Here is a 26,384-nt window from a genome sequence, read left to right as displayed (position 1 = left end):
GCAACGAAAGGTCACGCATGGGCCTCCACACCGCCACCAGCCTCACTGCGATCGGCGTGCTCACGCTCACCGCGGTGCTCGGTCCCGCGCTGCCGAGCACCGTGATCCCCGTGAACGCTGCCGACGACCCCCGCGCACCCGCGGCGGTCAACGCCTCACCGTTCGACGACCTGCCCGAGTCGGTCGTGGCCGTCGAGCTCGGCACGCCCTCGACGTCCATCTGGGCGACGAAGTTCAGGTGCCCCTTCGGGCTGCCGTATCTCTGGAACCACGACTTCGGCCTCCGGCTGAACGGCACCCGGTGGGGCACCCCCGACTCCCTCGGCACGTTCATCCCCAAGAGCACGAAGCTGACCACCGTCAACGGACTCGTCTCCGGCTGGCAGACCGCGACATTCAGCGCGATCACGGGCGGCCGCATCTACGCGCTCTGCACGAAGGACCCCGCCGAGGCCTACGCGCCGCCTGCCACATCCCAGTAACGTCAACGATCGACGGATGTCTCGGGCGCGCGTGCGCCCGAGACATCCCCCGTTCCCGCTATCTGGCGCCGCGCACTCTTCGGAGCTCCCCCAGGCCCGGTGGTTCAGTCAGCACGGGCACCCCAGCCCGCCGGCACGCCTCAAGTCCGGGAATCATCTCGACCACCTCACCGAGAGGCTGTGAACCCGCTGCGCCGAAGATCGCCCACGCCGATGGCGGGCCAGGCGTGAATCGAGGCGCGTAACGAATACCTCCGAATCCAGACTCGTGAAGAAGTCTCGCCCACTCCTGCGGCACTGTGTACGGCGTCATGGAGGTGAGCTCCGCGGTGACTCCGAACGCGGCAGCCCGAGCCTCACTCACCGACGCGAAGGTGCCCCGAATGCCCTTCACGGTCGACACAGCCTGCCTTTCGGCATCGGAAGGGGTGACGTATCCGCTCGCCGTGAGCACTGTGCCGAAGCACTCCCGGAGCGACACCGCGAGGTCATCGGCGGCGTAACACGTACCCGCCGGCCCCGGCAGATCGAATCGACCGCTGCAGTCGGAGGAGAACCAGCCGGGGCCGTACCGCGCCTTGTGCGCTCGCGCGAGTACGCGCTCGCCGCTGAGCTGTGTCCGCGGAAAGGCGGCGAAGTCGATGCCGGCCGCAGGCAGCCCCTGGGCCGGATTCTGGCGCGTCACCGGCTTCGAATCGCCGTATCGTGCTGCGCCATCTCGAGCACCGCCGTCACATCTTCCGCGGTCGAACGCAGCATCTGCGCCGCGGTGCGACCACCCCAGAGGTCGAGCGGCGTGTTCAACCAGAGCGCGCGCGTCCACGCGTCGTCCATCTCAGGCGCCAAGATCGCCTGCACCTCGGCCAGATGGGGCAAGAGCCCGCCCCGGTCGTCGAACTGGAACGACGGATGGACGATCGCGCCGTCGGACGTGCGGAGCCCGAGGAGGCGCCCTGCTTGACGAAGCACCGAGAGCCGCTGACGCGAAAGATGCTTCCAGGCAGAAAGAGCCGTCGTGTCGTAGAACGGCCCGACCAGCCGATCCCATTCGCTGAGCTGCCGCATCGGCACCAACGCGATCATCCGGTCCGCGAGCCCCCCGATGTCGACCCCGTCCAGCGCGTCCGCGCCATCCTCGGTCAGCCGTGTTTGGAGCCTCGCCACGAACTCCACAACCAGCGCGCCGGCCTCATCTGGGAGCGCGACGAAGTCAGCAGGACCAGGGAGCCCCTGTGCGCCGATGCTCCGCGCGGTTGCGACACGAACCTCGCCGACGGGCACGTCCATGACGTGCGGATCGCCCTCATCGGTCGTCCGGTTCACGGTGATGCGCCGAGCACGATCGTGGTGCAGGGGCGCGGGAGCAGATGACATCTCAGCCTCCGTCAATAGCGTCAACGCACCGTATCCCGAAGCGTCAACGGGGTCAACGGTTCTGTGAGCATTCCTCCACTTCGACGATCGACGGATGTCTCGGGCGCGCGTGCGCCCGAGACATCCGTCATCTCACTCGCGCGAGCCGCGCGAGCCGCGCGAGCCGCGCGAGCCGCGCAATCCACGCGAACCGAGCTACGCAGTCTCCTTGAGGTCGAGCATCGGGGTCGGCCGGCGGAAGCCGCGCGTCACGATCGCGAGCAGGATCACGCCGAGCACGAGCCAGCCGAGGCCGAAGAGGAACGTCTCGGCCGAGAGGCTCGTCCAGAGCCAGACGGTCAGCGCGAAGCCGATGAGCGGCAGCACCAGGTTGTTCAGCACGGCCACGCCGCCCGCCCGCTCCTTGCGGTCGATGAAGTAGTGCTTGATCACCGAGGCGTTCACGACCGAGAAGGCGGCGAGCGCGCCGAAGCTCACGAGGCTGAACATGAAGGTCGCGTCGGCGACGAGCGCGAGCAGCGAGATCGCGGACACCACGAGGATCGCGACCACGGGCGTCTTGAACCGGGCCGACAGGCCGCCGAAGACCCGCTTGGGCAGCACGCCGTCACGACCCATCGCGTACAGGATGCGGGAGACCGACGCCTGCGAGGTGAGCGCCGAACCCGCCGCACCCGCGACGTACGCCGCCGTGAAGAAGTTCGCGAGGAACTCGCCGCCCGCCGCCAGCATCACGTCGCGTGCAGCCGAATCCACGTCGCCGAACGCGTTCGACGGGTACACGATCTGCGCCACGTACGACAGCACCACGAACAGCAGGCCGGCCGAGATCGTCGTGATCATGATGGCCCGCGGCACGGTCTTGCGCGGTTCCTTCGCCTCTTCCGCGAGGGTCGAGACCGCGTCGAAGCCGAGGAACGACAGCGCGAGCATCGCGGCGCCGGCGAAGAGCACGCCGGTCCCGTCGACCGAGCCGTCCCCAGTGAAGGGCGCGAGCGGGTCGACGTGGTTGCCCGAGATCGACGCGAGGCCGAAGCCGGCGAAGCACAGGATGAAGATCACCTGCAGCGCGATGATCACGAAGTTCGCGCGTGCCACCGACACGATGCCGACGATGTTGAGCACCGTCACCACCGCGATCGACACGAGCACCCAGACCCACGCGGGGACCGCCGGCATCGCGGCCTCGAGGTAGATGCCGATCACCAGGTAGTTGACGAGCGGCAGGAACAGGTAGTCGAGCATGAGCGCCCAGCCCGCGAGGAAGCCGACCCCGCCGCCGAAGCTGCGCTGCGTGTACACGTACGCCGACCCGGCGTACGGGTACGCCATCGCCATGCGTGCGTACGAACGCGCGGTGAACACCATCGCGACGAGCGTGATGACGTAGGCGACCGGCACGCGCCCGCCCGTCAGCTCGGTGACGATGCCGTAGGTCGTGAACACGGTGAGCGGCACCATGTACACGAGCCCGAACAGGACGAGCGAGGGCGTGCCGAGCGCGCGTTTGAGGTGCGTGCCGCTCCCGTCGTCGATGGTGGGCGCCGAGTCGGTGGAGGCGTCCGTGGGGCTGGATGCGGGTGTTGCGGCCTGAGACATGGGCGGGCCCTTCGGGGTTCGGATGGAGCGCGAATGGGGGATGGACGCGGTACAGACGACTGGGCGGCGATGCGCCGCCCAGGCCGATCAGGAATGGGCGGAGTAGGAGGGGGCGGGCACGGGCTCGCCGCGGTAGGCGGGGGTTCCTGCGAGGTACGTCGCCCGGATCGCGAGCTTCGGCAGGTCGGCGGGGTCGATGGTGCGCGGGTCGCCGTCGAACCAGACGAGGTCGGCGGCGGCGCCCGGGACGATCTCGCCCCAGGCGGCCGGCGCCTGGTCGGCGAACGCCTGGTGGGCGACGCCGGACGAGTAGGCGTCGAGCGCGAGCTCGACGGGCAGGATCTCCTGGGGGGTCCACCCGCCGGCGGGATCGCCGTCGACGGTCCGCCGCGTCGCGGCGATGGCGATGCCGTCGCGCGGGTCGCCCGACGACACCGGCCAGTCGGATCCGAAGGCGAGACGCGCACCGGATGCCTCGATGCTGCGCATGCGGTACTGGCGGTCCGCACGTTCGGCACCCAGGCGCGGCACGGTCAGCACGGTCATGAGCGCGTCGAGCTGCGCCCACAGCGGCTGCATGTTGGGGATGACGCCGAGCTCGGCGAACCGCGCGAGGTCGTCGTCGTGGACGAGCTGTGCGTGCGCGATGACGGGCCGGCGGTCGCGCGGGCCGTTCTGCTCGATCGCGTGCTCGATCGCGTCGAGCGCCTCCCGCACCGCGCGGTCGCCGATGGCGTGGATGTGCACCTGGAATCCCGCCGCATCCACCGCCTGCACGGCCGCCGTGAGCGCCTCGGCGCCCCAGACCGACATGCCGTGCTTGTGCAGGGCCGAGCAGTACGGCTCGAGCAGAGCGCCGGTCTCGTTCTCGACGACGCCGTCGGCGAAGAACTTGACGGTGTTCGCGGTCAGCATCGGCGACAAGGCATCCGTCACCCGCGCCCGCGCCTCGTCGAACCAGGCGAGCTGCTCGGAGAATCGGCGCGGGTCGGCGTAGAGGGCGAGATTGGTGCGCATGCGAAGCCGGTCGAGGCGGGCCGCCTCGAGGTAGACCTCGAGCTCGGCCGGTTCGATCCAGGCGTCCTGCACCCACGTGGTGCCGCGCGCGAGGTAGTAGTCGGCGAAGCGCTCGATCGCGCGCAGCCGCTCCTCCATCGGGCGTTCGGTCGCCACGTTCGTGACGAGCTCGACGGCGCCCCACTCGCGGAGCGTGCCGAGCGGCGTGCCGTCGTCGCGGCGGCAGATCTCGCCGAGCACAGGGTCCGGCGTCGACGCGTCGATGCCCGCGAGCTCGAGGGCCTTCGAGTTGCACCAGACGGTGTGGTAGTCCCAGGCCCGGAGCACGACCGGGCGGTCGGCCACGGCGTCGTCGAGCCAGCGGGCATCGAACAGGCCGCCCTCGGAGAGGCTGCCGTCGTACGAGGCACCGAGGATCCACTCGCGGTCCGGGTTGGCCTCCGCGTAACGCCGCACCTCTGCGACGATCTCCGGGATCGAGTGCGCCGCCCCGACGTCGGGGCCTTCGGCCTCGAGCCCGCCGAAGAGCGGGTGTGCGTGTCCGTCGCCGAAGGCCGGCATGAGGAACCCGCCCTCGAGGTCGACACCCTCGATGGGCTCGCCCGCGCGCTCGGCGGCGGCGGCCAGCCGCTCGGCCTCGCCGTCGAGCGCTTCGACGCGCCCGTCGCGGACGAGGGCGACGGAGGCCGTCTCCCGCCCCGTCCCGCGCCAGATCGTGCCACCGTGAAAGAGCGTGATCGTCACCGTTGCCGTGGTCCTTCCGCTGGATGCCGGAGCGCCGAACGCGCGCCGGACTGATACGAACAGTGTTCGTATTCGAAGTTGCACGCACGTTACACTCTCGGGCACCCGACGTAAAAGAGGCGGAGCGAAAATCGTGGCGAGACTCACCAGGGAACGGCTCGTCACCGTCGCGCTCGAACTCGTCGACGACGAGGGCGGCGAGGCCCTGTCGATGCGGTCGCTCTCGGCGCGCGTCGACCGCCAGGTCTCCTCGCTGTACAACCACGTCACCAGCCGCGACGACCTCATCGAGGCGCTCCGCGAGCGCGTCGTGGCCGGCATCGACACCAGTGCGTTCGCGGAACAGGAATGGGATGCCGCGCTGGCCGCATGGGCCCGCTCGTACCTCACCGCGTTCGCCGCGCACCCGAACGTGATCCGGCTGCTGACGAACACGCCGATCCGCGACGCCTCGACGTTCGACATGTACGAACGGGTCGTGGCCGCACTGCTCGCCGCGGGCTGGCCGGTCGCAGACGCCGTCGCCGTCATGCGCGCCGTCGAGGCGCTCGTGCTCGGGTCGGCGCTCGACATCGTCGCGCCCGCCGACCTCCTCGACCAGGCCTCGGTGCCGCCCGGCCACCCCGCGATGCACACCGCCCTCGATCCCGCCCTCGACGGCGCTTTCGGCGCCGACCGGGCGTTCGAGCTCGGTCTCTCGGCCGTGCTCACTGGGCTCAAGGCGCGGCACGCTGCGGTGACCGGCTCCCCCGTCGTGCCGGACTGAGCGGAGCGGGCGCACGAATCCGGCGCAACGCCCTGTGCCGGCGCAACGATCGGCCGTACACTCTCGCTTCATGGACAATCTCGATCGGGCGATCCTCGACCTGCTGCGACAGAACGCCCGCGCCGGCTACGGAGACATCGGGTCGTCGGTGGGATTGTCGGCCTCGGCCGTCAAACGCCGGGTCGACCGGCTCGTCGCGGACGGCGTGATCCGGAGCTTCACGATCCAGGTCGACCCGACGGTCGACGGCATGAGCACCGAGGCGTACGTCGAGCTGTTCTGCCGCGGCACGGTCGCACCCGACGAACTGCGGCGCATCCTCCAGGACGTGCCCGAGGTGGTCTACGCGGGCACGGTCACCGGCAGTGCCGATGCGATCGTCCAGATCCGCGCACGCGACATCGCGAGCCTCGAGGATGCGCTCGAGCGCGTGCGGATCGCACCGAACGTCGACCACACCCGAAGTGCGATCGTGCTCTCGCGCCTCGTCAACCGGCAGCGCGACTGAGGGCCGGCATGCGATTCAGCATCGAGACCGACGCATCCGACCCGCCCTTCGAGCAGGTGCGCGAACAGGTCGTGACGGCCGTGCGCGACGGCACCCTGACCCCGGGCGAGAAGCTGCCGACCGTGCGTGCGCTCGCGGCTGAGCTCGGCCTCGCCGTGAACACGGTCGCGAAGGCGTACCGCCAACTCGAACACGACGCGATCATCGAGACCCGAGGCCGGTCCGGCACGTTCGTCGCCCCGCAGGGCGATCCCGCGCAGCGCGGCCTGCAGCAGGCTGCCGCGGAGTACGCCGCGCTTGCCCGCCGTCTGGGCCGCCCCGCCGACGAGGCACTCGCCGCGGTCGAGGCCGCACTCCGCATCGGCACCTGACCCCGTCCCGACCCCGACCCGACCGACCCAACCCGACCGACCCGACCGACCGACCGACCCAACCCGACCGACCCGACCGACCGACCCGACCCGACCCGACCGACCCGACCCGACCGACCCGACCCGTCCGACCCGTCTGTCCCGATCGCCGAGTGATGACGAAATGCCCGTCGGGGGTGCTCAGAACGTCATCACTCGGGACGTTTCGTCATCACTCGGTGGGGGTGGGGGTGGGGGTCGTGGGGGTGGGGGTGGGGGTCGTGGGGGTGGTGGGGAGGGGGTCCTTGGGGAGCTTGCGCACCTTCGCGCGCCGCCGGCGGCGTTCGGGGATCATCGAGCGCATCTCCTCGAGCTTGCCGAAGCAGAGCAGCCGGTCCTCGCCCTCGAGCACCACGTTCTTGCGCGGGTTCGGAATGACGTTCGTGCCGCGATGCAGCGTCAGGACCGTGATGTCACGTTCCCAGAGCCCGGACTCGCCGAGCGTCTTGCCGACGAGGTCGGCGTCGCCGTGCACGAGCAGCTCGGCCACCCCGTACCCGGTCGACACGGTCAGCCGCTGCCGCACGTCGATCTCGGGGAACGCGACCTGGTTGGCGATGTAGTCGATGATCGCACCCGCGACGTCGAGCTTCGTCGCGGTCTCGATGCCCTGCAGGCCGGGCGACGAGTTCACCTCCATGACGAGCGGCCCCTCGTTCGCCTCGAGCATGTCGACGCCCGCGACCTTGAGGCCCATGATCTGCGCCGAGCGCACGGCCGCCTGCTCATACTCGGGGGTGAGCTCGACGGGCTCGACCGAGCCGCCGCGGTGCACGTTCGAGCGGAACTCGTCGCCGCTCGCGACGCGCCGCATCGCGGCGACCACGCGGTCGCCTACCACGAGGGCACGGATGTCCCGGCCGCGGCTCTCGGCGATGAACTTCTGGATCAGCACGTTCTGCTTCGTCGAGTGCAGCGTCTCGATGATCGCCTCGGCGACCTTGACCTGCGGCGCCAGGATGACGCCGATGCCCTGCGTGCCCTCGAGCAGCTTGATCACGACCGGCGCACCGCCGACGCGCTCGATGGCCTGGCGCAGGTCGGCGCGATTGCGCACGAACGTGGTCGGCGGCAGCGCGATGTTGTGCCGGGACAGGATCTGGTTGGCGCGCAGCTTGTCACGCGCGTTCGTGATGCCATTGGCGGTGTTGGGCGTGTAGACGTCCATCTGCTCGAACTGCCGGACGACGGCGGTGCCGAAGTACGTGATCGAGTTGCCGATGCGGGGCAGGATCGCGTCGTAGTCGGACAACGGGCGACCGCGGTACTGCAGGTCGGGCTCGTCGCCCGCCAGATCGATCGCGAAGCGCAGCGTGTTCAGCACCTTGACGTTGTGCCCGCGCTGCAGGGCGGCCGCGCGCAGACGCTGCGTCGAGTACGCCTGCGGGGCGCGCGAGAGGATCGCGAGTTTCACGGTTCAGGTCCTGCCAAGATGGGTCGAGTGAGCGAGCCCAACCATCTAAGCACCATCGCCGGATGGCGCGAATGGGCGAGCTTGCCGGCCATCGGGGTGCCCTGGATCAAGGTGAAACTCGACACCGGCGCGCGCACGAGCGCGCTGCACGCGTTCGACCTCGAGGAGTTCACCCGCGACGGCGCGGAGTGGGTGCGATTCGGGGTGCGCCCGTGGCAGGACTCCGATGAGGACGCGGTCGTCGTCGAGACCCCCGTGCACGACCGCCGCCAGGTCCGCAGCTCGTCAGGGCACGTCACCGAGCGCATCGTGGTGCAGCTCGATCTCGTTTTGCACGCCCGGGCGGTGACCGCCGAGGTCACGCTCACCAACCGCGACGAGATGGGCTTCCGCATGTTGGTCGGCCGTGAGGCGCTGCGCGGGTCGTTCCTCGTCGACCCGGGGGCATCCTTTCTCGGCGGCCGCCCGCCGCGCCCGGTCCGCCGCCAGAACCGCGGCCGCGCGTAGTCGCGCGTGCGGGCGCGAGGCTGCGGTCACGTCGCCGACCAGGCGAGCGCGAACGTCGCCGCCGTGACCGTGAGCGGGGCCGCGAGCAGGCCGAGCAGCATGAACCGCGGCCAGGAGATCTCGACCCCCATCGACGTGAGTCGCGAATGCCAGAGGAGCGTCGCGAGCGAGCCCCACGGGGTGATGATCGCCCCCGCGTTGACCCCGATGAGCAGCGCGATGAGCCGGATCGGGTCGGCGGCGAACGGCTCGAGCGCGAGGTAGGCCGGCAGATTGTTGATCGCGTTCGCCGACGCGGCGCCGACCCCGGCGAGGCGCAGCAGGTCGAGGGGCGACGAGCCCGTGCCCGCGACGACCGCCAGCACGTCGGTGACGTTCGCCGCGTGCAGTGCCTCGACCGAGACGAACAGGCCCGAGGCGAACAGCACCAGCGGCAGCGGCACCAAACCCGGTCTGAGCACCGCCGGCCGACGGATGGCGAACGCGACCAGCAGCACCGCCGCCGCGATCGACGCCGGAATCCACACCTCGACGCCCGACACCAGCGCGGGCACGAGCGACACCACCGTCGCGGCAGCGACCCAGAACAGCACGGGGTCGTCGGGTCGCTCCGCCTGCTCGGGCTCGAACCGGGCGAGCAGCTGCCTCGGCCGGGTGAGGAACACGATCGCCGCCGTGACCACGATGGCCGCGGCGGCCGGGGCCGCGGTGAGCGCCGCGAACTGCAGGGGGTGCAGGTCGAGGTGCTCGGCGGCGAGCAGGTTCGTCAGGTTCGACACGGGCAGCAGCAGCGACCCGGTGTTCGCGATCCAGACCGTGGTCAGCGCGAACGGGATCGGCGAGATGCGCGCGTGCGCGGCCAGGGAGACCACGATCGGCGTGAGCAGCACCGCGGTGGTGTCGAGCGAGAGAAAGATCGTCGACGCGACGGCGAGCACGAGCACGAACAGCCAGAGCACGATCGCCCGGCCGCGCGCGAGCGCCGCAAGTCGGTGCGCGAGCACCCGGAAGAGCCCGGCCTCGGCGGCCAGCTCGGCCACGATCGTCACCGCGACGACGAACGCGAGGATCGGGACGACGCGTGCCGCGAGTCCGGCGAGCTCGCTGCCGGGCAGCACGCCCGTGATCGCCGCGATCGCACCGACGACCAGCAGCACCATCCCGACGATCGCGATCCGCACCGCCTGACTGTACTCCCCCGGCACGGGCGGCGAGGCCACCCGGCGCCGGATCAGGCCGGCCTCAGGTCACGCGGTCGTCAGATCACGCCGTTCCACACCGGTCGTCAGATCACGCCCTGCGACAGGGTCGTGGGGTTGCCGAAGCGGTGGTTCGTGATCGAGACGGCCTGCTCGCGCAGGAACGGCAGCAGCTCGATCCGTCCCGACGGGGTCACCGGGTGCGACCAGACCGCGACATCCGGTGCGCCGTGCAGGGCCGCGGTGAGCGATGCGCGGTCCGCACCGACGAGACGGACGCGGCCCGTCGTGAGTGCGCCCTTCGCGACCCGCGCGAGCCACTCGGCGTCGGTCTCGTGCACGACGGCCGCGTCACGCGCGGCGAGCAGCGCGCGCACGCCGCGGGGCAGCTGGTGCGCGGTCGAGACGGCGATCGGCGCCTTCGTGAGCACGGCCGCCGCGAGCACCCGAAGGCCCTCGACGAGCGGCGCGTCGTCGCCGATGCGCACGGTCACGCCCACGGGCCGGTACCGGAACACGTTCCGTTCGACGCCGAGTCCCGAGACATCCTTGACGGTGCCGTACTCCTCGGCCCAGGCGACCGCGTCCGACAGCGCCGACCGGCGCAGCAGCTCGAACTGCTCGTAGTCGAGCGACGACTGCGAGGCCTCGATGAGCTCGCTGACGCGGCGGTCGAGCCCGCGCAGGTGCAGCGAGTTCGAGGTTCGCGAGTGCTCGGGCACCCAGTCGCCGAGCCCGAGGAGGTAGTTGGGGCCGCCGGCCTTCGCGCCCGCGCCGACCGAGGACTTCTTCCAGCCGCCGAACGGCTGACGCTGCACGATCGCCCCGGTGATGCCGCGGTTCACGTAGAGGTTGCCCGCCTCGACGCGGTCGAGCCAGAACGCGAGCTCGTCGGGGTCGAGCGAGTGCAGTCCGGCGGTGAGCCCGTAGTCGACGGCGTTCTGCAGCGCGACGGCCTCTTCGAGGTTGCGTGCGTGCATGATGCCGAGCACGGGCCCGAAGAACTCGGTGAGGTGGAAGTACGAGCCGCCCTTCACGCCCGTGCGCACCCCTGGCGACCAGAGCCGGCCGGAGCCGTCGAGCTGCTTGGGTTCGACGAGCCAGTGCTCGTCGGCGCCGAGTTGGGTGAGCGCGTGCCGCAGCTTGCCGTGCGCGGGCTCGATGATCGGTCCGATCTGGGATGCCGGGTCCTCCGGCCAGCCCACGCGCATCGACGTCACGGCGTCGATCAGCTGACGGTGGAACCGCTCGGACTTCGCGACCGAGCCGACGAGGATCGCGATCGACGCGGCCGAGCACTTCTGGCCCGCGTGCCCGAACGCGCTCTTGGCGAGGTCGGCCGCGGCGAGGTCGAGGTCGGCCGACGGCGTCACGATGATCGCGTTCTTCCCGCTCGTCTCGGCGAGCAGCGGCAGGTCTTCACGGAACGATCGGAACAGCTCGGCGGTCTCGTACGCACCCGTGAGGATGACCCGGTCGACGAGTGGGCTCGAGATGAGCTCGCGGCCGAGCTCCTGCTCGCCGAGGTCGACGAGGGCGAGCAGCTCGCGCGGGATGCCCGCCTCCCAGAGCGCCTCGACCATGACCGCGCCCGATCGTTGCGCGAGCCCGGCAGGCTTGATGACGACGCCCGAGCCGGCGGCGAGCGCGGCGAGCACCCCGCCGGCGGGGATGGCGACCGGGAAGTTCCACGGCGGGGTGACGACGGTGAGCTTGGACGGCACGAACAGCGCGCCCTGCACGTGGTCGAGCTCGCGGGCGCGCTCGGCGTAGTAGTGGGCGAAGTCGATCGCCTCGCTGACCTCGGGGTCGGCCTCGGCGATGGTCTTGCCGGTCTCGGCGGCCATGACCTCGATGAGCCGGTCGCGGTTCGCGGCGAGCGCGAGCCCCGCGCGGTGCAGCAGTGCGGCGCGTTCGGCGGCGGGCCGCTCGCCCCACTCGCGTCCTCGCTCGGCGACGCGGGCGAGCAGGGCGTCCAGCTCGGCGCGGTCGTCGATGCGCGCCGCGCGGATCGTCCCGACGCCGAGGTCGGAGTCGGGCACGCGGGCGAGGATGCGACGGCCCCACTCCCGGTTGGCGGCGAGCGCGGGGTCGGTGTCGGCCTCGTTGCGGAAGCCTGGCGTCACGCCCGAGCCGGTCAGCTCGGATGCCTCGGGCGAATCGGATGTCTCGGCCGAGGCATCCGCCCCGCCCGCGCCCGACCCGCGCGTGAAGCCGAGCACGACGCTCGTGAGCGACTCCGCGTCGACGTCGCCCGCGGCGGGCGGCGGCGCGTCGCGGTGGGCGAGCTCGATCGCGAGCCGGTCGCCCTCCCACTCGGTGCGGCGGTTCTGCGTGCGGTTCGGCGCGGGTGCGTCGGCAGCAGCGTGCTCGAGCGCCTCGACCGAGCGGCGGTACCGACCCAGCTCGCGGTCGAACAGACCGGGGTTCTCCGCGAGCTCGAACACGGCCGACATGAAATTCTCGTCGCTCGCGTTCTCTTCGAGCCGGCGGATCAGGTACGCGATGGCGACATCGAACTCGGCCGGGTTCACGACCGGCGTGTAGAGCAGCAGGTCGCCGACGTCGCGGCGCACGGCCTCGGCCTGCCCCGTGGCCATGCCGAGCAGCATCTCGAACTCGACCCGGTCCTCGACGCCGCGCTGCTTCGCGGTGAGCCACGCGTGTGCGATGTCGAACAGGTTGTGGCCGGCGATGCCGAGCTTCACGGCGTGGGTGTGCTCGGGCGTCATTGACCAGTGCAGAACGCGCTTGTAGTTGGTGTCGGAGTCCTGCTTGGTCGAGTAGGTCGCGACCGGCCAGCCGTGGATGGCGGCGTCGACCTGTTCCATGGCGAGGTTCGCGCCTTTGACCACGCGCACCTTGATCGCGGCGCCGCCGCCCGCCCGGCGGGCCAGCGCCCACTCGGTGAGCCGCTGCATGGCGCCGAGCGCGTCGGGCAGATAGGTCTGCAGCACGATGCCCGCCTCGAGCTGCTGGAACTGCGGCTCGTCGAGCAGCCGCTGGAACACCGCGATCGTGAGGTCGAGGTCGCGGTACTCCTCCATGTCGAGGTTGATGAACTTCGGTGTGCCCTTGGCGGCGCTGTTCGCGGCGAGGCGGTACAGCGGCGTGAGCTTCTCGGCGACCTTCTCGACGGCGTCGTCGAACGACCACATGGAGAGCTGGCTGACGACGCTCGACACCTTGACCGACACGTAGTCGACGTCGTCGCGGGCGAGGAAGTCGTAGGTGCCCTCGAGGCGCCGGTCGGCCTCGTGCTCGCCGAGCACGGCCTCGCCGAGCAGGTTCAGGTTCAGGCGGTTCCCGGATTCGCGGAGCTTGGCGATGGCCGGCCCGAGCTTCGACGGCGTCGCGTCGAGCACGAGGTGGCCGACCATGTCCCGCAGCACGCGCCGGGCGATCGGGATGACGACCCAGGGCAGCACGGGCGCGATCGCGCCGCCGACACGCACCGCGGCGCGCAGGTGCCAGGGCAGGAACGCGGGCGTGAGCCGGGCGACCTCGGCCAGGTTGCGGCCGGCGACGCCGAGGTCCTCCGGTCGCATGACGCCGTCGACGAACCCGACGGTGAACGCGAGCCCGTTCGGGTCCTTGAGCACGCCGGCCAGCCGTTCGGCGGCGGGTTCGGCGGGGAACTCGGCACTCTCGGCGAGCCAGCGCCGGACGAGTGCGGTGACCTGGTCGGTGATCGCGGCGGGATCCGCGCTGACGTTCGTCATGCTCATGACGGTAGTTGCCCTTCGCTCACGGCACGCCGTGAACGCGAGCGTGCCATGGGATTAGTGTGCGCGCTCCAGGATTCATCACGCCAGCGAATGAATCCGACGGGTACCATTCGGTAGAACCGAACGGTCGGTTCGAGGTCGGCGGATGCCGCGGAGGGACGTCATGCTCGATGTGCGACGCCTGCGGCTGCTCGTCGAGTTGAGCCGGCGCGGCACGCTCGCGGCCGTCGCCGAGGCGCTGTCGTACAGTCCGTCGTCGGTGTCGCAGCAGCTCAGCCTCCTCGAGCGCGAGGCCGGCACGCCGCTGCTCGTCCAGGTCGGGCGCCGGGTGCAGCTGACGCCGCAGGCCGAGCTGCTCGTCGTGCACGCACGGGCCGTGCTCGACCGGCTCGAAGAGGCCGAGGCCGACGTCGCCCGCTCGCTCACCGACATCGGCGGCACGGTGCGCATCGCGGTGTTCCAGTCGGCGGCGCACGCGGTCATGCCCCGCGCGCTCACGCTGCTCGCGGCGGCGCATCCGGCCCTCCGCGTCGAGGTGACCGAACGTGAGCCCGAGGCCGGCCTGTTCGACGTCGCCGCACGCGACTTCGACCTCGTCATCGCCGAGCAGTACCCGGGCCGCACGCGGCCGCTCCATCCCGAGCTCGACCGCGTCGCCCTCGCCGCCGACGAGATCCGACTCGCGCTGCCGCCCGGCGACGGCGTGTCCGATGACGTGATGGATGCCTCGGCGTCGCTGTCGTCCGCGGCGAGCCGCCCCTGGGTCATGGAGCCGGTGGGCACCGCCGCGCGCGAATGGGCCGAGCAGCTGTGCCGCGAGGCCGGCTTCGAACCGGATGTGCGGTTCGAGACCGCCGATCTGATGGCGCACATCCGGCTCATCCGCTCGGGCAACGCCGTCGGACTGCTTCCCGACCTGGTCTGGGCCGGCGAGCGGCCGAGCGTCATGCTCGCACCGCTCCCCACCACCCCGCACCGGGAGGTCTTCTCCTCGGCCCGCCGCGCGAGCGTCACCCGCCCGGCGGTCGTCGCCGTGCGCGACGCGCTCGCCCGCGCCGCCGCGCCGAGCCCGCCCACACACCTGAGCGTGGGTGACGACTGACAGGATGGCGAACGACCGGTTTCGTCACCGCACCGATGCCCGCGATCCGAGGAGGACCCATGGCCATCCGTTCCCGTTCGTTCGTACTCGGACTCGGCCTCGCCGTGGTCGCCGCCAGTCTGCTCACCGCATGCGCCACACCCGGCGGGCCCGGAAGCGCGCCCGCCCCGTCCGCCTCGGCTGACGCGGACGGCGACACGAGCACCGAGGCCGAGCTGGAAGCCGCGTGGCTGGACCACGGCCGAGTGGTCGGCATCGTGACCGAAGGCTCGTCGACCTGCGTGCCGAGCGCGGGCGAGGTGGCCTACGCGGGCGGCGTGCTCGAGGTCCAGTTCGTGGAGCCGCCGGCCGGCACGGCGTGCACGCGGGATCTCGTGCCGCGCGTGACGCTCGTCTCGCTGCCGGAGGATGTCGATCCGACTCAGGAGCTGGAGATCCGCGTCACCGGCGAGGGCTACCACGGCGACGTCGACCTCGATGGCGTGGCCGGCCTCGACCCGAGCGGCGAGACCGACTACCAGCCCAGCGCCGGATGGACCGACGCCGACGGTCAGTTCGTGCTCCTCACCTGGGGGTCGTCCGGCTGCCCACCCGTCGTCGAAGACGTCGCCGCGGCATCCCCGACCGAGGTGACCGTGACCTTCCAGACGCCGCCGAGCGACCAGATGTGCACGGCCGACATGGCGCCGCGAGGCACACTCATCACCGTCGACGGCGTCGAGGACGGGGACGAGACCTCCGCGATCCTCACCGGCGCGGAGTTCGACGACGTGCGGGTGCCGATCCTCGGCCGAGCCTGAGGGTCCGCCGACGGCCGCCTCGACGGGGCGGCCGGGGAGCGAAGCACTGCCACAATCCGTATGCCAGTTCCGCCTCAATTGAGGCGGAACTGGCATACGCGATTCAGCTCTCGCGGCGGCGCGGCGGGCGCGGCGGCCCTGAGAACCCCCGCATCAGGCGAGCAGAACGGTGACGCCATGCGGCGACCACGCTCGGCGTCGGCGTCGGCGTTCGTGCCGGCGCGGCTGGATCACCCTCGGTCGTCGCGATCGGACCGACGGGTCGCAGTAGCCTGCCGTTCGGGCGAAGGGTCGGACAGGGCGCGCGCGAAGCGCGCGGCGCGGGCGCGAAGCGCCGCCAGCACGTCGTCGGACGCCTCGACCCGGTACGTCAGCTCGGCGGGCACCCAGCTGAGCGCGAACGCCAGGTGCTCGACCGTCTCGACCTCGAGCGGCCACACGGTGCCGCCCGAGGCATCCGGCACCGCATCGCGCGCCCACCAGCCGAGCGCCGCATGGAAGCGCTCGACCGGGACGTCGATGTGCACGCGCGCGTGGACGCGCACATCGCGCCAGCGCGCGGCCGCCTGCACGCGCTGCTCGGCCTCGCCTTCGGCGAGCACACGAGGCGCGAACCGCACGCGGGTCTGGAACACGTCGTCGACGCGGTCGACGCGGAAGGTGCGCCAGTCGTCGCGGTCGCGGTCCCACGCGAGCAGGTACCAGCGGCGGCCCAGCAGCACCAGCCGGTGCGGCTCGACCGAGCGTGCCGACGTCGCGCCCGAGGCATCCGTATAGCGCATGCGCACCCGCTCGCTGTCGCGGCAGAACAACGCGAGCAGGCCGAGCAGACCCGCGTCGACCGACGGCCCACTGCCCGGGGTCTCCCCGCTGGTGTGCGATTGCAACGCCTCGATGCGGCGGCGCAGCGCCGCCGGCAGCACCTGCTCGATCTTCGCGAGCGCGCTGAGCGTGGTGTGCTCGGCGCCCCGGAGTCCGGCGGCGGCCTGCGACCGCAGGCCCACCGCGATCGCGACGCCCTCGTCGTCGGTGAGCAGCAACGGCGGCAGGCCGGTGCCCGCCTCGAGCCGGTACCCGCCGGCCGTGCCGCGCGTGGACTCGATGCCGTAACCGAGCTCGCGGAGCCGCTCGATGTCTCGGCGCAGGGTGCGGTCGCTCACGCCGAGGCGATCGGTCAGTTCGCGGGCCGGCCAATGCCGGTGGCTCTGCAGCAGCGAGAGCAGGTCGAGGGTGCGGGTCGTCGTCGCGGCCATGCGTCCATCTTCGCTCCCTTGCGGACGAAAACTGACCGGATGCCTCGGAATGCTGAGGTCATGACCACACAGATGATCTCCGCACACGGACTGACGAAGACGTTCCGCACAAAGGGCCAGACGGTCGAAGCCGTGCGCTCGGTCGACCTCGCGGTCGCGGGCGGCGAGCTCGTCGCCTTCCTGGGGCCGAACGGCGCGGGCAAGTCCACGACGCTGCGCATGCTGACGACCCTGCTGCCACCGACGGCGGGCGACGCGCTCGTGGCGGGCTGCGACATCCGGCGCGATCCGGCCGGCGTGCGTCGCCGCATCGGCTACGTCGGCCAGGGCACCTCGGGCGGGCACACGCAGCGCGTCCGCGACGAACTGCACGCGCAGGGCGCGTTCTACGGCATGCCGCGCCGCGAGACCCGCACCCGTGCGGCCGAGCTGATCGACTCGCTCGAGCTCGGGGCGGTCGCCGACCGCGCCGTGCAATCGCTCTCGGGTGGGCAGAAGCGTCGGCTCGACATCGCGCTCGGCCTGATCCACCGGCCCGAGCTGCTGTTCCTCGACGAACCGTCGACCGGGCTCGACCCGCACTCGCGTGCGAACCTCTGGGAGCACATCGTGCGACTGCGCACCGAGACCGGCACGACGATCTTCCTCACCACGCACTACCTCGACGAGGCCGACCAGCTCGCCGAGCGGGTGATGGTCATGGACCACGGCGAGGTCATCGCCGACGACACCGCGGCGGCGCTCAAGCACTCCCTCGCGGGCGACCGACTCACGCTCGCCTTCGCGACGCCGACGGATGCCTCGGCCGCGGCCTCGCGCATCGCCGACGCCACGACGGTCGAGGCCGACGGCTCAGTCGTCACGGTCGTCGCGAACGAGGCCGACCGGCTGCTGCCCCGAGTCATCCGCGACCTCGGCGACGCCGGACTCGACGTCGTCTCGGCGACGCACCGCAGCCCGACCCTCGACGACGTGTTCCTCGCCCTCACCGGCCGGAGCCTCCGCGAGGAGAGCGCCTCGTCCGCCGCCGAGCCCGTCCCCGCCTGACCGGCGCAACCTCGAAGGAGACCCTCATGACCACCACTACTGCACCCACCATCACCCCCACCGCCGCGAAGCCGACCGGCTTCGCGCACGACACGTTCACGGTCTTCGCACGCGAGTCGCGCCCCCTCGTGCGCGACCCGTTCAGCGTGATCTTCAGCCTCGTGCAGCCGCTCGTCTTCCTCGGCCTGTTCGGGCCGCTGCTCGTCGGCGCTTCCGGCGGTGACGTCGCCGCGACCCTGCAATGGTTCGTGCCCGGCATCCTCGTCATGGTCGCGCTGTTCGGCACCGCGTCGACGGGCGCGAACCTGCTGTTCGAGATGCAGACCGGGTCGCACGAGCGCACGCTCGTCGCGCCACTCTCGCGCAGCGCGTTGCTCGTCGGGCGGGCGCTGAAAGAGGTCGTGCCGCTCGTGATCCAGGGCACCATCGTGGTGCTCGTCGCGGTGCCGTTCGGGTTTCGGCTCGACGTGCCGGGTCTGATCGTGGGGCTGCTGATCCTCGCCGTGTTCGGCATCGGGTTCGGCGCGCTCAGCTACTCGCTCGCGCTCGCGTGCCGCAACCGCGACTGGATGTTCTGGATGGTGCACCAGACGCTGCTGTTCCCGCTCATGATCCTCTCGGGCATGCTGCTGCCGCTCGAGGACGGCCCCGCCTGGATGCGCGTCGCCGCCGCCGTGAACCCGCTCAGCTACCTCGTCGACGCCGAGCGCGCACTGCTCGCGGGCGACCTCGGCGCCCCCGCCGTGCTCGGCGGCCTCATCGCCGCCGTCGCGACCTGCGCCGTCGGCATGCTCGTCGGCATCCGCGCCATGTCCCGCGCCCGCTGACCTGGGTTGGAGTACCGATTGTGTGTTGGAGGTCGCCCCTGCACGACCTCCAACACACTTTTCGGCCTCCATCGCGGGGCTGCTCAGAATTCGGCAACCACCGAATGCGAAGGATCGGTACCGGATTACACCCGGATCGATCGGGGCGCCTGCGTCCCCGGTCGGCGGAACACCCAATCGATCACGTTCCCGATCGGTCCCCCACCCGACACCGTGTGAAACCACGTGTATTCGCCGCCGCGCTCGTCGACCGCTCGCGGCGTCTCGTTCAACAGCGCGCGCGAACGCTCACCCCTGATGATTCGGCCACGCACCACGAGCAGCTCATCGGTGAGTTCGAACAACGACACGTCGCACTGGACACCCGATGCGAACGTCATGAACCTCGCACGCCTCGTGTCCGTCCCCACTCCTCGCGCCCGTCGCGGTGGAAGTCGAAAAGTGGGTTGGAGGTCGCCCCTGCGCGGTCTCCAACCCACTATCTGACCTCCAACACACAATCGGTGGCACCCCTCGGCTCGCGGACGGCGGCTACAGTCGGGGGATGCCACACGATGTCGTGATCGTCGGCGGGGGCCACAACGGGCTGACCGCGGCGGCCTACCTCGCCCGCGCCGGACTCGACGTGCTCGTGCTCGAGCGCAGCGACCACCTCGGCGGGGCAGCCGTGTCGGCCGAGGCCTTCGCCGGGGTCGACGCGCGGCTCTCGCGGTATTCGTACCTCGTGAGCCTGCTCCCCCGGCGCATCGTCGACGACCTCGGGCTCGATCTCACGCTCGTGCGGCGGCGCTTCTCGTCGTACACGCCGGATCCGACGCAGCCCGGGCGCGGGCTGCTCGTCGATCACGAGGCCGGCCCCGAGGCATCCGTCGCCGCCTTCGACCGCGTGGGCGCCGCGATCGACGCCGACGCATGGAACGCGTTCTACACCGACACCGCGCGGCTCGCCGAGACCCTCTTCCCGACGCTCACCGAGCCGCTGCCCACCCGCGACGAGGCGCGCACGCTCGTCGGCGACCGCCGCATCTGGGACGACCTGATCGAACGGCCGCTGGGCGAGACCATCGACGCCCGGTTCTCGAGCGACCTCGTTCGCGGCGTCGTCGCGACCGACGGACTCATCGGCACGTTCACGAGCCTGCACGACGCGTCGCTCGACGCGAACCGCTGCTTCCTGTACCACGTGATCGGCGGCGGCACCGGCGACTGGGACGTGCCCGTCGGCGGCATGGGCGCCGTCAGCGGCGAGCTCGCGCGGGCCGCGCGTGAGGCGGGAGCCGACCTCCGCACGAGCGCCGAGGTCGTCGCGCTCGGCGAGGACGGCACCGTGCGCTGGGTCGAGGCCGGCGGCGAACGGATGTCCCGGGCGACCCACGTGCTCGCGAACGTCGCGCCCGTGGTGCTCGAACGCCTGCTCGCCGCGGGCGCCGGCACACCCGACGCACCGGTCTCGCGCGAGGCATCCGCACCGGGGCATCCGTCTGCGCGCGAGCCGATCGCCGCCCGCGACCAGCCGACCCGCCCCGACGTCGCCGTCGCCTCGCTCGGCCGGCTGCGCCGGCCCGAGGGCGCACAGGTGAAGGTCAACCTGCTGCTCACCCGCCTGCCGCGCCTGCGCGACCGCGAGGTCGCACCCGAGCAGGCCTTCGCGGGCACCTTCCACATCAACGAGCTCGCGACCCAGCTCGAGACCGCGTACGACGCGGCGAGCGCAGGCGAGCTGCCCGACCCGCTGCCGTGCGAGATCTACTGCCACACGCTCAGCGACCGCAGCATCCTCGGCCCCGAGCTCGCCGCGAGCACCGCGCAGACGCTCACGGTGTTCGGTCTGCACGTGCCCGACCGGCTCGTCGACCGCTACGGCAACGACGAGCTGCGCGACCTGCTGCGCGATGCCGTGCTCGCCTCGCTCGACTCGGTGCTCGACGAGCCGATCGCGGACGTCATCGCGACGGATGCCTCGGGCGAACCCTGCATCGAGGTGAAGACGACGCGTGACCTCGAGGAGGCGCTCGCGATGCCCGGCGGCAACATCTTCCACGGGCCGCTGTCGTGGCCGTGGGCGGAGGCGGGCATGCCGCTCACGACCGCCGCCGAGCGGTGGGGCGTCGCGACGCGGCATCCGCGGATCCTGCTCTGCGGGTCGGGCGCTGTGCGCGGCGGCGCGGTGAGCGGCGTCGGCGGCCACAATGCCGCGATGGCCGTGCTCGAGCGCTCGACCGCCGGCTGATCCCTGCGCGCCCGATCACTGCAGCCCGGAGAAGTCAAGGGCACAGACCGGGCGCCAGGGGCGGCGTAGCCTGCGAGCATGTGGACTCTGATTGTCGTATTGCTCGTCGGCTGGGCGATCCTGACGGTCGTCGGGTTCGTCTTCGAGGGTCTTCTATGGCTCGCCGTGATCGGCGCCATCCTGTTCGTCGGCACCCTCGTCATCGGCATCATCCGTCAACGTGCACGAACGCCTTCCGCGTAGCCGCCACGGGTGAACGCCCGCGTGCGGCACCGTCAGAGAGCCGGTCGCCATGACCTCCGAGACCTTCCGCATTCCGCAGACGCGTGCCCGCGCACTGGAGGGGACTCAGACGCCCGCCAGCGCTTTCACCGACCTGGCGCGCCTCGTGAAGGACGCCGGGCTGATGCGCCGCAGGTACGGCTACTACTGGACGAAGCTCATCGGCGTTCCGGTCGCCTTCGCGGCGGCGATCGCGGTGTTCATCTGGATCGGTGACTCCTGGTGGCAGATGTTCACCGCGGTCGGCTTCGCCGCCCTCTTCACGCAGATCGCCTTCCTCGGCCATGACGCGGCACATCGTCAGATCTTCCGGTCGGGCAAATGGAACGACTGGATCAGTCTCATCCTCGGTGGGCTCGTCGGCATGAGCTACGGGTGGTGGCAGCACAAGCACACCCGGCACCACGCGAATCCGAATCAGATCGGCGTCGACCCGGATCTCGATCTCCCGGTCGTCGCCTTCACGCCGGAGCAGGCCGCGCGCGAGCGGGCAGCGTTCCTCCGCTGGGTCATCGGGCACCAGGGCGTGTTCTTCTTCCCGATCCTGCTGCTGGAGGGGCTCTCATTGCACGCGTCGAGTGTGCGCCGCGTCTTCGCCAGAGCCCCCCTGCCGCATCGCCCGGTCGAGATCGCGTTCCTCTTCGTACGGATCCTCGGCTTCCTCGCGCTCGTCTTCTGGGTCCTGTCGCCCGACAAGGCCGCCGTGTTCCTGGCGATCCAGCTCGGGCTGTTCGGCTTCTACATGGGCATGTCCTTCGCGCCGAACCACAAGGGCATGCCGCAGGTGCCGAAGGGCATGAAGCTCGACTTCCTCAGGCGACAGGTGCTCATGAGTCGCAACATCCGCGGCAACCGGGTGATCGACATCGCCATGGGCGGGCTCAACTACCAGATCGAGCATCACCTGTTCCCCTCGATGCCGCGGCCCCACCTCCGCCGCGCAGCGCCGATCATCCAGGCGTACTGCCGCGACCAGGAGGTCCCGTACACGCAGACCACCCTGTGGCGTTCGTACGCGATCGTCTTCCGCTACATCAACCGGGTCGGTCTTGGTGAGCGCGACCCATTCGAGTGCCCGCTCATGGTGCAACGCGCGAGCATCTGAGCGCCGGCGGCGATGCGACCCGCCCCGCGTCCCGGTGACCCAGCGCTGGCGCCAGAAGACGCGGCTGGCGTCAGAAGACGAACATCTGGCCCAGGATCACGACCGCGACCACGAAGACCGCCACCACCGAGCCCACGATGATCAGCGCACGCGCCGAAAGGGTCGCCACCGCGTAGCCGACGAGGAACGGCAACGCGAGGAGGAAGAGCGTGACGATCCACCAGAACGTCTGATACCCGCCTGCGGTGGCGTCGGAGAGTCGCCCCGCGAACAGCTGCTGGCTGTGCGGGTGCGTGGCGAACGCGAATGCGGCCGAGAGCGGGATGGCGATGAGCGCGGCGACGATGAGGCCCGCGAGCGTGCCCCAGAGGCCGGATCGCTCACGCGTGATATCGAGGGTTTCTCGCTGGTTCATGCCCCGACTCTAGTGGGTCGGCGTCACGCGGATTAGCCTGAGACCCACGACGCGAGGGGGCGGACGATGAAGCCGAAACCGACCGGGCACTTCCAGATGAAGGCCGACGGGCTCTACCTCCAGTTCGACCGGCTGTTCCGGGCTCCGATCGAGGACGTCTGGTTCAGCATCACGAATCCCGGGTTCCTCAGTCAGTGGATCGGCACGTACACGGGCAGCCCCGCGACCGGGGGCGTGCGGTTCAAGATGACCGCCGAGGGTGAGGATGCACCGTGGGAGAACGTGGCGATCCTCGAATGCAGCCCACCACACCGGTTCCATCTCGACGTGGGCGACGCGCCCGACGGCTGGCGCATGCACTGCCACCTCGTCGAGGGCAGCCACATGACGACCCTCACGCTCGCACACCGGCTGACCGATCCGTCGGCCGCGGCCGAGTACGGCCCGGGCTGGGACTACTACCTCGACCGGCTCGAGGCGGCGCGACGGCGTACCCCGATGCCCGTGTGGGAGGACTACTCCCCCGCGTTCTCGCGCTACTACCGGGAGCTGCACGTGCCTGAACCAGCGCGTGGATGACCGATCGGCGGCACCCGCCGACCCCTAGACTGACGCCGTGAAGACGGCAGACCGGTTGCGCCGCCGCGGCCCCGCGACCAGACCCGGGCAGCAGCTGTTCGTGAACCACCCGCTGAGATGGGGGTTCATCGTCACGCTCGGCGTGCTGCTCGCGCTCGCGCTCGCGGTCGCGCTCATGAACCTGTCGAGCGTGGTGCTCTCGGTGTTCATCGCCGCGTTCGTGGCGCTTGGGCTCGACCCGCTGATCCGGTGGTTCCAGCGTCGCGGGCTCAAGCGCGGCGTGGCGATCGTGGTGGTCATCCTGCTGTTCATCGCGGTCGTGGTCGCGATCATCTGGATCGTGATCCCGCCCGTCGTCGCACAGGCGACCGCGCTGGTGAAGGCCGTCCCCGGCATGGTGCAGACCGTGCAGGACTCCGGCTGGTTCGACGCGGCGAACGCGGCCACGAACGGCCTGCTCGGCAATCTCGTCCAGGGACTCGGCGACGTCATCACCGACCCGAACCTGTGGGCGACGATCGGCGGCGGCGCGCTCGCGTTCGGCGCCTCGGTGATCGCGGCGGTGTCCACGGGGTTCTTCGTGGTCGTGCTGTCGATCTACTTCATCGCCACCCTCGATGTGACCAAGCGGGCCTGCTACTCACTGGTGAAGGGGTCGCACCGTGCGCAGATCGAGGGCTACGCCGAGCGCATCATGCAGTCGGTGGGCAAGTACCTCAGCGGCATGGTCATCCTCGCGTTCCTGAATGCGACGTTCTCGACCATCCTGCTGACCGTCGTGGGAGTGCCGTACGCGCTCATCCTCGGCGTGGTCGCGCTCTTCGTGACCCTCATCCCCCTCATCGGAACCGTCCTCACGACCGTCCTGATGACCTTCGTGTCGCTCTTCGTCTCGCCGACGACGGCGCTCATCGTGCTCGCGGCGATGCTCGTCTACATGCAGCTCGAGGCGTACATCCTCACGCCGCGGGTCATGGGCAAGGCCGTGCAGGTGCCGGGCACGATCGTGCTGATCTCGGCCCTCGCGGGCGGCACGCTGCTCGGTCTGCTCGGCGCGCTCGTCGCTATCCCGATCTCGGCCGGCATCCTGCTCATCATCCGCGAGATCGTCATCCCGCGGCAGGCGAAACTGTAACGCTGGTCAGCGCCAGACCGACGGCGCGGCGGCGCGGGTCGCGGGCAGCGCGACATCCTGGCCCCACCGCTCGATCCAGTCGGGCAGCCCGTCGCCGGGTTGCGTGCCGAACGCCTCGATCAGCTCCGGGATCGGGACGGTGCCGCCGGACTTCCGCAGGAACCGACCACGGATGAACCCCTGCGCGTACACCTCCGGCTGGCCGTCCGGCCCCGGCCGGACGAACCGCTGCTCGACGTAGACCGCCTTGTCGTCGAAGCCGAGCACGCGCGACTCGATGGTGAACCGTTGCCAGAGCGAGAGCGACTTGCGGAACGTGATCGTCTCACTCGCGACGACGGGGTACCACTCGCGTTCGCGCATGACGTTCCAGATGCCGTTGCGCACGAGCATGTCGAAGCGCGCAACGTCCATGATCGAGAAGTACACGCCGTTGTTCATGTGCCGGTTGATGTCGAGATCGGTCGGCAGCGTGATGAACCGCGTCTTCGCGACGTCGTAGTGCCCGAGGTCGGGCCTCCGGCGTGAGAGGAACAGCACGTGCAGGAGCGTCCGGAACAACATGTGCATAATCCACGACTGTATGGGCGATCCGTCGTGGAAGTCACCACGATTGGCGGGTCGCCACAGTCGCCGGGCGGATGCCCCGGCCTCGCGTTGTGCGAGCTCGCTACTCGACCGGCGTCGCGGGGATCGGCACGTGCCGCTCGTCTGGCCCCGTGTACACCGAGAGCGGGCGGATCAGCGCGTTCGACGCGAGCTGCTCCATGATGTGCGCGGTCCAGCCCGTGACCCGGCTCGCGACGAACAGCGGCGTGAACGTCTCGGTGTCGAACCCCATCAGGTGGTACGCCGGCCCGGCCGGGTAGTCGAGGTTGGGCAGGATGTGCTTGCGCTCGGCCATGCCCTGCTCGAGGGCGACGTACAGCTCGAGCAGGTCGGGCCGGTCGTAGTGCTCGACCATGCGCTCGAACGCATCGCGCATGGTGGGCACGCGCGAGTCGCCGTTCTTGTACACGCGGTGCCCGAAGCCCATGATCTTCCGCTTCTCGGCGAGTGCGGTGTCGAGCCAGGCCGCCGCACGCTCGCCCGCGCCGTCGCCGGGGCCGATCTCGTCGAAGGCGTGCATGACGGCCTCGTTCGCGCCGCCGTGCAGCGCGCCCTTGAGTGCGCCCACGGCGCCGGTGACGGCGGAGTACAGGTCGCTCAGTGTCGACGCGATGACACGTGCGGTGAACGTGGACGCGTTGAACGAGTGCTCGGCGTAGAGGATCATCGACACGTCGAACGCGTTCACGACCGCGAGCTCGGGCGCCTCGCCGAACGTCTGCCAGAGGAAGTTCGCCGAGTAGCCGAGGTCGGCGCGCGGCTCGACGAAGTCGAGGTCGTGCCGGCGGCGCTGGTCGTAGCTCACGATCGACGGCAGCTTCGCGAACAGCCGGATGGCCTTCTCGAGATTGGCCTCGGGCGAGGCATCCGGAGTCGTCGGGTCGGTCGCGCCGATGACGCTGATCGCGGTGCGCACGACATCCATCGGGTGCGCCGTGAGCGGCAGTTCGTCGATGATGCGCTTGACCTCGTGGTCGAGTCCGCGATGGCCGCGCTCGAGGTCCTCGAACGCCGCGAGCTGGTCGTCGGTCGGCAGGTCGCCGTGCCACAGCAGGTACGCGACCTCTTCGAACGTGACGGACGCTGCGAGCTCCTGCACCGGATACCCGCGGTAGAGCAGCGAGTTCGTCTCCGGGTTCACCTTCGAGATCGCCGTGTAGTCGACGGGTACGCCTGCCAGCCCCTTGTAGATCTCGGGCGCGTGCTGATCGGTCATCGTGCTCCTCGTGGGATCGAAGGCGGGGCCCCGGCG

At 70.6% G+C, this 26,384-nt stretch carries 26 protein-coding genes; 14 read left to right on the top strand and 12 right to left on the bottom strand.

What is annotated here, in order from left to right; all coding sequences use genetic code 11:
- Nucleotides 1–17: 17 nt before the first annotated feature.
- The gene (locus tag QU602_RS01840) at nucleotides 18–482 is read left to right on the top strand and encodes a hypothetical protein (RefSeq protein ID WP_308798447.1); all 465 of its coding nucleotides are present in this window, start codon (nucleotides 18–20) and stop codon (nucleotides 480–482) included.
- A 58-nt stretch (nucleotides 483–540) separates the two neighbouring features.
- Here the strand turns inward: QU602_RS01840 and QU602_RS19090 are convergent, their stop codons facing one another.
- From QU602_RS19090 to QU602_RS01825, 4 genes are all read right to left on the bottom strand, one after another.
- A complete protein-coding gene (locus QU602_RS19090; RefSeq protein ID WP_373692869.1) occupies nucleotides 541–1,167 on the bottom strand; it encodes an RES family NAD+ phosphorylase in 627 nt (208 codons plus the stop codon).
- A complete protein-coding gene (locus QU602_RS01835) occupies nucleotides 1,164–1,805 on the bottom strand; it encodes an antitoxin Xre/MbcA/ParS toxin-binding domain-containing protein (RefSeq protein ID WP_308798446.1) in 642 nt (213 codons plus the stop codon). The genes QU602_RS19090 and QU602_RS01835 overlap by 4 nt, the downstream gene beginning before the upstream one ends.
- 246 nt (nucleotides 1,806–2,051) lie before the next feature.
- Nucleotides 2,052–3,455 carry an APC family permease gene (locus QU602_RS01830; RefSeq protein ID WP_308798445.1) on the bottom strand — a complete coding sequence of 468 codons (1,404 nt, stop codon included), beginning with the start codon at nucleotides 3,453–3,455 and terminating at the stop codon, nucleotides 2,052–2,054.
- A gap of 87 nt (nucleotides 3,456–3,542) precedes the next feature.
- Entirely contained in the window at nucleotides 3,543–5,216 is a 1,674-nt protein-coding gene (locus QU602_RS01825; protein ID WP_308798444.1) for an amidohydrolase, read from the bottom strand.
- A 133-nt stretch (nucleotides 5,217–5,349) separates the two neighbouring features.
- Between QU602_RS01825 and QU602_RS01820 the strand changes: the two genes are divergently transcribed.
- The 3 genes from QU602_RS01820 (at nucleotide 5,350) to QU602_RS01810 (ending at nucleotide 6,861) form a co-directional block, all read left to right on the top strand.
- Nucleotides 5,350–5,982, top strand: a complete 633-nt coding sequence (locus tag QU602_RS01820; RefSeq protein WP_308798443.1) for a TetR/AcrR family transcriptional regulator C-terminal domain-containing protein — start codon at nucleotides 5,350–5,352, stop codon at nucleotides 5,980–5,982.
- 70 nt (nucleotides 5,983–6,052) lie between these two features.
- Nucleotides 6,053–6,490, top strand: coding sequence for an Lrp/AsnC family transcriptional regulator (locus QU602_RS01815; RefSeq protein WP_308798442.1), 438 nt, complete (start codon nucleotides 6,053–6,055; stop codon nucleotides 6,488–6,490).
- Between the two features lie 8 nt (nucleotides 6,491–6,498).
- A complete protein-coding gene (locus tag QU602_RS01810; protein ID WP_308798441.1) occupies nucleotides 6,499–6,861 on the top strand; it encodes a GntR family transcriptional regulator in 363 nt (120 codons plus the stop codon).
- 211 nt (nucleotides 6,862–7,072) lie between these two features.
- Here the strand turns inward: QU602_RS01810 and QU602_RS01805 are convergent, their stop codons facing one another.
- A complete protein-coding gene (locus QU602_RS01805; protein ID WP_308798440.1) occupies nucleotides 7,073–8,314 on the bottom strand; it encodes a RimK family alpha-L-glutamate ligase in 1,242 nt (413 codons plus the stop codon).
- 27 nt (nucleotides 8,315–8,341) lie between these two features.
- Here QU602_RS01805 and QU602_RS01800 point away from each other — a divergent pair, with 27 nt between their 5' ends.
- Entirely contained in the window at nucleotides 8,342–8,821 is a 480-nt protein-coding gene (locus QU602_RS01800) for an ATP-dependent zinc protease family protein (protein WP_373692868.1), read from the top strand.
- Between the two features lie 26 nt (nucleotides 8,822–8,847).
- Here the strand turns inward: QU602_RS01800 and QU602_RS01795 are convergent, their stop codons facing one another.
- The gene (locus QU602_RS01795; protein ID WP_308798438.1) at nucleotides 8,848–10,002 is read right to left on the bottom strand and encodes an SLC13 family permease; all 1,155 of its coding nucleotides are present in this window, start codon (nucleotides 10,000–10,002) and stop codon (nucleotides 8,848–8,850) included.
- Nucleotides 10,003–10,106: 104 nt separating this feature from the next.
- Nucleotides 10,107–13,742: a bifunctional proline dehydrogenase/L-glutamate gamma-semialdehyde dehydrogenase gene (locus tag QU602_RS01790; RefSeq protein ID WP_308798437.1), complete on the bottom strand. Its 3,636-nt coding sequence runs from the start codon at nucleotides 13,740–13,742 to the stop codon at nucleotides 10,107–10,109.
- 169 nt (nucleotides 13,743–13,911) lie between these two features.
- Here QU602_RS01790 and QU602_RS01785 point away from each other — a divergent pair, with 169 nt between their 5' ends.
- Both QU602_RS01785 and QU602_RS01780 read left to right on the top strand, forming a co-directional pair.
- The gene (locus QU602_RS01785; RefSeq protein ID WP_308798436.1) at nucleotides 13,912–14,850 is read left to right on the top strand and encodes a LysR family transcriptional regulator; all 939 of its coding nucleotides are present in this window, start codon (nucleotides 13,912–13,914) and stop codon (nucleotides 14,848–14,850) included.
- Nucleotides 14,851–14,909: 59 nt separating this feature from the next.
- The gene (locus tag QU602_RS01780) at nucleotides 14,910–15,650 is read left to right on the top strand and encodes a hypothetical protein (RefSeq protein ID WP_308798435.1); all 741 of its coding nucleotides are present in this window, start codon (nucleotides 14,910–14,912) and stop codon (nucleotides 15,648–15,650) included.
- A 230-nt stretch (nucleotides 15,651–15,880) separates the two neighbouring features.
- On the opposite strand, the gene QU602_RS01775 is transcribed toward QU602_RS01780, so the two are convergent.
- Complete coding sequence (locus QU602_RS01775; RefSeq protein ID WP_308798434.1) at nucleotides 15,881–16,903, bottom strand: helix-turn-helix transcriptional regulator; 1,023 nt, start codon at nucleotides 16,901–16,903, stop codon at nucleotides 15,881–15,883.
- A 60-nt stretch (nucleotides 16,904–16,963) separates the two neighbouring features.
- Here QU602_RS01775 and QU602_RS01770 point away from each other — a divergent pair, with 60 nt between their 5' ends.
- Nucleotides 16,964–17,950 carry an ATP-binding cassette domain-containing protein gene (locus tag QU602_RS01770; RefSeq protein WP_308798433.1) on the top strand — a complete coding sequence of 329 codons (987 nt, stop codon included), beginning with the start codon at nucleotides 16,964–16,966 and terminating at the stop codon, nucleotides 17,948–17,950.
- A gap of 26 nt (nucleotides 17,951–17,976) precedes the next feature.
- Nucleotides 17,977–18,777 (top strand): ABC transporter permease, encoded by an 801-nt coding sequence (locus QU602_RS01765; RefSeq protein WP_308798431.1) that lies wholly within the window; start codon nucleotides 17,977–17,979, stop codon nucleotides 18,775–18,777.
- Nucleotides 18,778–18,902: 125 nt separating this feature from the next.
- Here QU602_RS01765 and QU602_RS01760 read toward each other — a convergent pair whose 3' ends face one another.
- Complete coding sequence (locus QU602_RS01760; protein ID WP_308798430.1) at nucleotides 18,903–19,157, bottom strand: hypothetical protein; 255 nt, start codon at nucleotides 19,155–19,157, stop codon at nucleotides 18,903–18,905.
- Nucleotides 19,158–19,321: 164 nt separating this feature from the next.
- Here QU602_RS01760 and QU602_RS01755 point away from each other — a divergent pair, with 164 nt between their 5' ends.
- The 3 genes from QU602_RS01755 (at nucleotide 19,322) to QU602_RS01745 (ending at nucleotide 22,394) form a co-directional block, all read left to right on the top strand.
- On the top strand, nucleotides 19,322–21,007 hold the full coding sequence (locus QU602_RS01755; protein WP_308798429.1) for a phytoene desaturase family protein: 1,686 nt from the start codon (nucleotides 19,322–19,324) through the stop codon (nucleotides 21,005–21,007).
- Nucleotides 21,008–21,085: 78 nt separating this feature from the next.
- Nucleotides 21,086–21,250, top strand: coding sequence for a hypothetical protein (locus QU602_RS01750; protein WP_308798427.1), 165 nt, complete (start codon nucleotides 21,086–21,088; stop codon nucleotides 21,248–21,250).
- A gap of 49 nt (nucleotides 21,251–21,299) precedes the next feature.
- Nucleotides 21,300–22,394 carry a fatty acid desaturase family protein gene (locus tag QU602_RS01745; protein WP_308798426.1) on the top strand — a complete coding sequence of 365 codons (1,095 nt, stop codon included), beginning with the start codon at nucleotides 21,300–21,302 and terminating at the stop codon, nucleotides 22,392–22,394.
- Between the two features lie 70 nt (nucleotides 22,395–22,464).
- Here the strand turns inward: QU602_RS01745 and QU602_RS01740 are convergent, their stop codons facing one another.
- Nucleotides 22,465–22,809, bottom strand: coding sequence for a hypothetical protein (locus tag QU602_RS01740; RefSeq protein WP_308798425.1), 345 nt, complete (start codon nucleotides 22,807–22,809; stop codon nucleotides 22,465–22,467).
- 66 nt (nucleotides 22,810–22,875) lie between these two features.
- Between QU602_RS01740 and QU602_RS01735 the strand changes: the two genes are divergently transcribed.
- Together QU602_RS01735 and QU602_RS01730 are read left to right on the top strand one after the other, a co-directional pair.
- The gene (locus QU602_RS01735) at nucleotides 22,876–23,388 is read left to right on the top strand and encodes an SRPBCC domain-containing protein (protein WP_308798424.1); all 513 of its coding nucleotides are present in this window, start codon (nucleotides 22,876–22,878) and stop codon (nucleotides 23,386–23,388) included.
- A gap of 37 nt (nucleotides 23,389–23,425) precedes the next feature.
- Entirely contained in the window at nucleotides 23,426–24,523 is a 1,098-nt protein-coding gene (locus QU602_RS01730; RefSeq protein WP_308798423.1) for an AI-2E family transporter, read from the top strand.
- Between the two features lie 6 nt (nucleotides 24,524–24,529).
- Here the strand turns inward: QU602_RS01730 and QU602_RS01725 are convergent, their stop codons facing one another.
- Complete coding sequence (locus QU602_RS01725) at nucleotides 24,530–25,093, bottom strand: acyl-CoA thioesterase (RefSeq protein WP_308798422.1); 564 nt, start codon at nucleotides 25,091–25,093, stop codon at nucleotides 24,530–24,532.
- A 100-nt stretch (nucleotides 25,094–25,193) separates the two neighbouring features.
- Nucleotides 25,194–26,348: a bifunctional 2-methylcitrate synthase/citrate synthase gene (locus QU602_RS01720; protein WP_308798420.1), complete on the bottom strand. Its 1,155-nt coding sequence runs from the start codon at nucleotides 26,346–26,348 to the stop codon at nucleotides 25,194–25,196.
- Nucleotides 26,349–26,384 lie beyond the last annotated feature (36 nt).

The organism is Agromyces protaetiae (assembly GCF_030866785.1).
Taxonomy (GTDB): Bacteria; Actinomycetota; Actinomycetes; order Actinomycetales; family Microbacteriaceae; genus Agromyces; species Agromyces silvae.
Note: the sequence above shows the minus strand (reverse complement) of the source record. Positions and strands in the feature narration are given on the sequence as shown.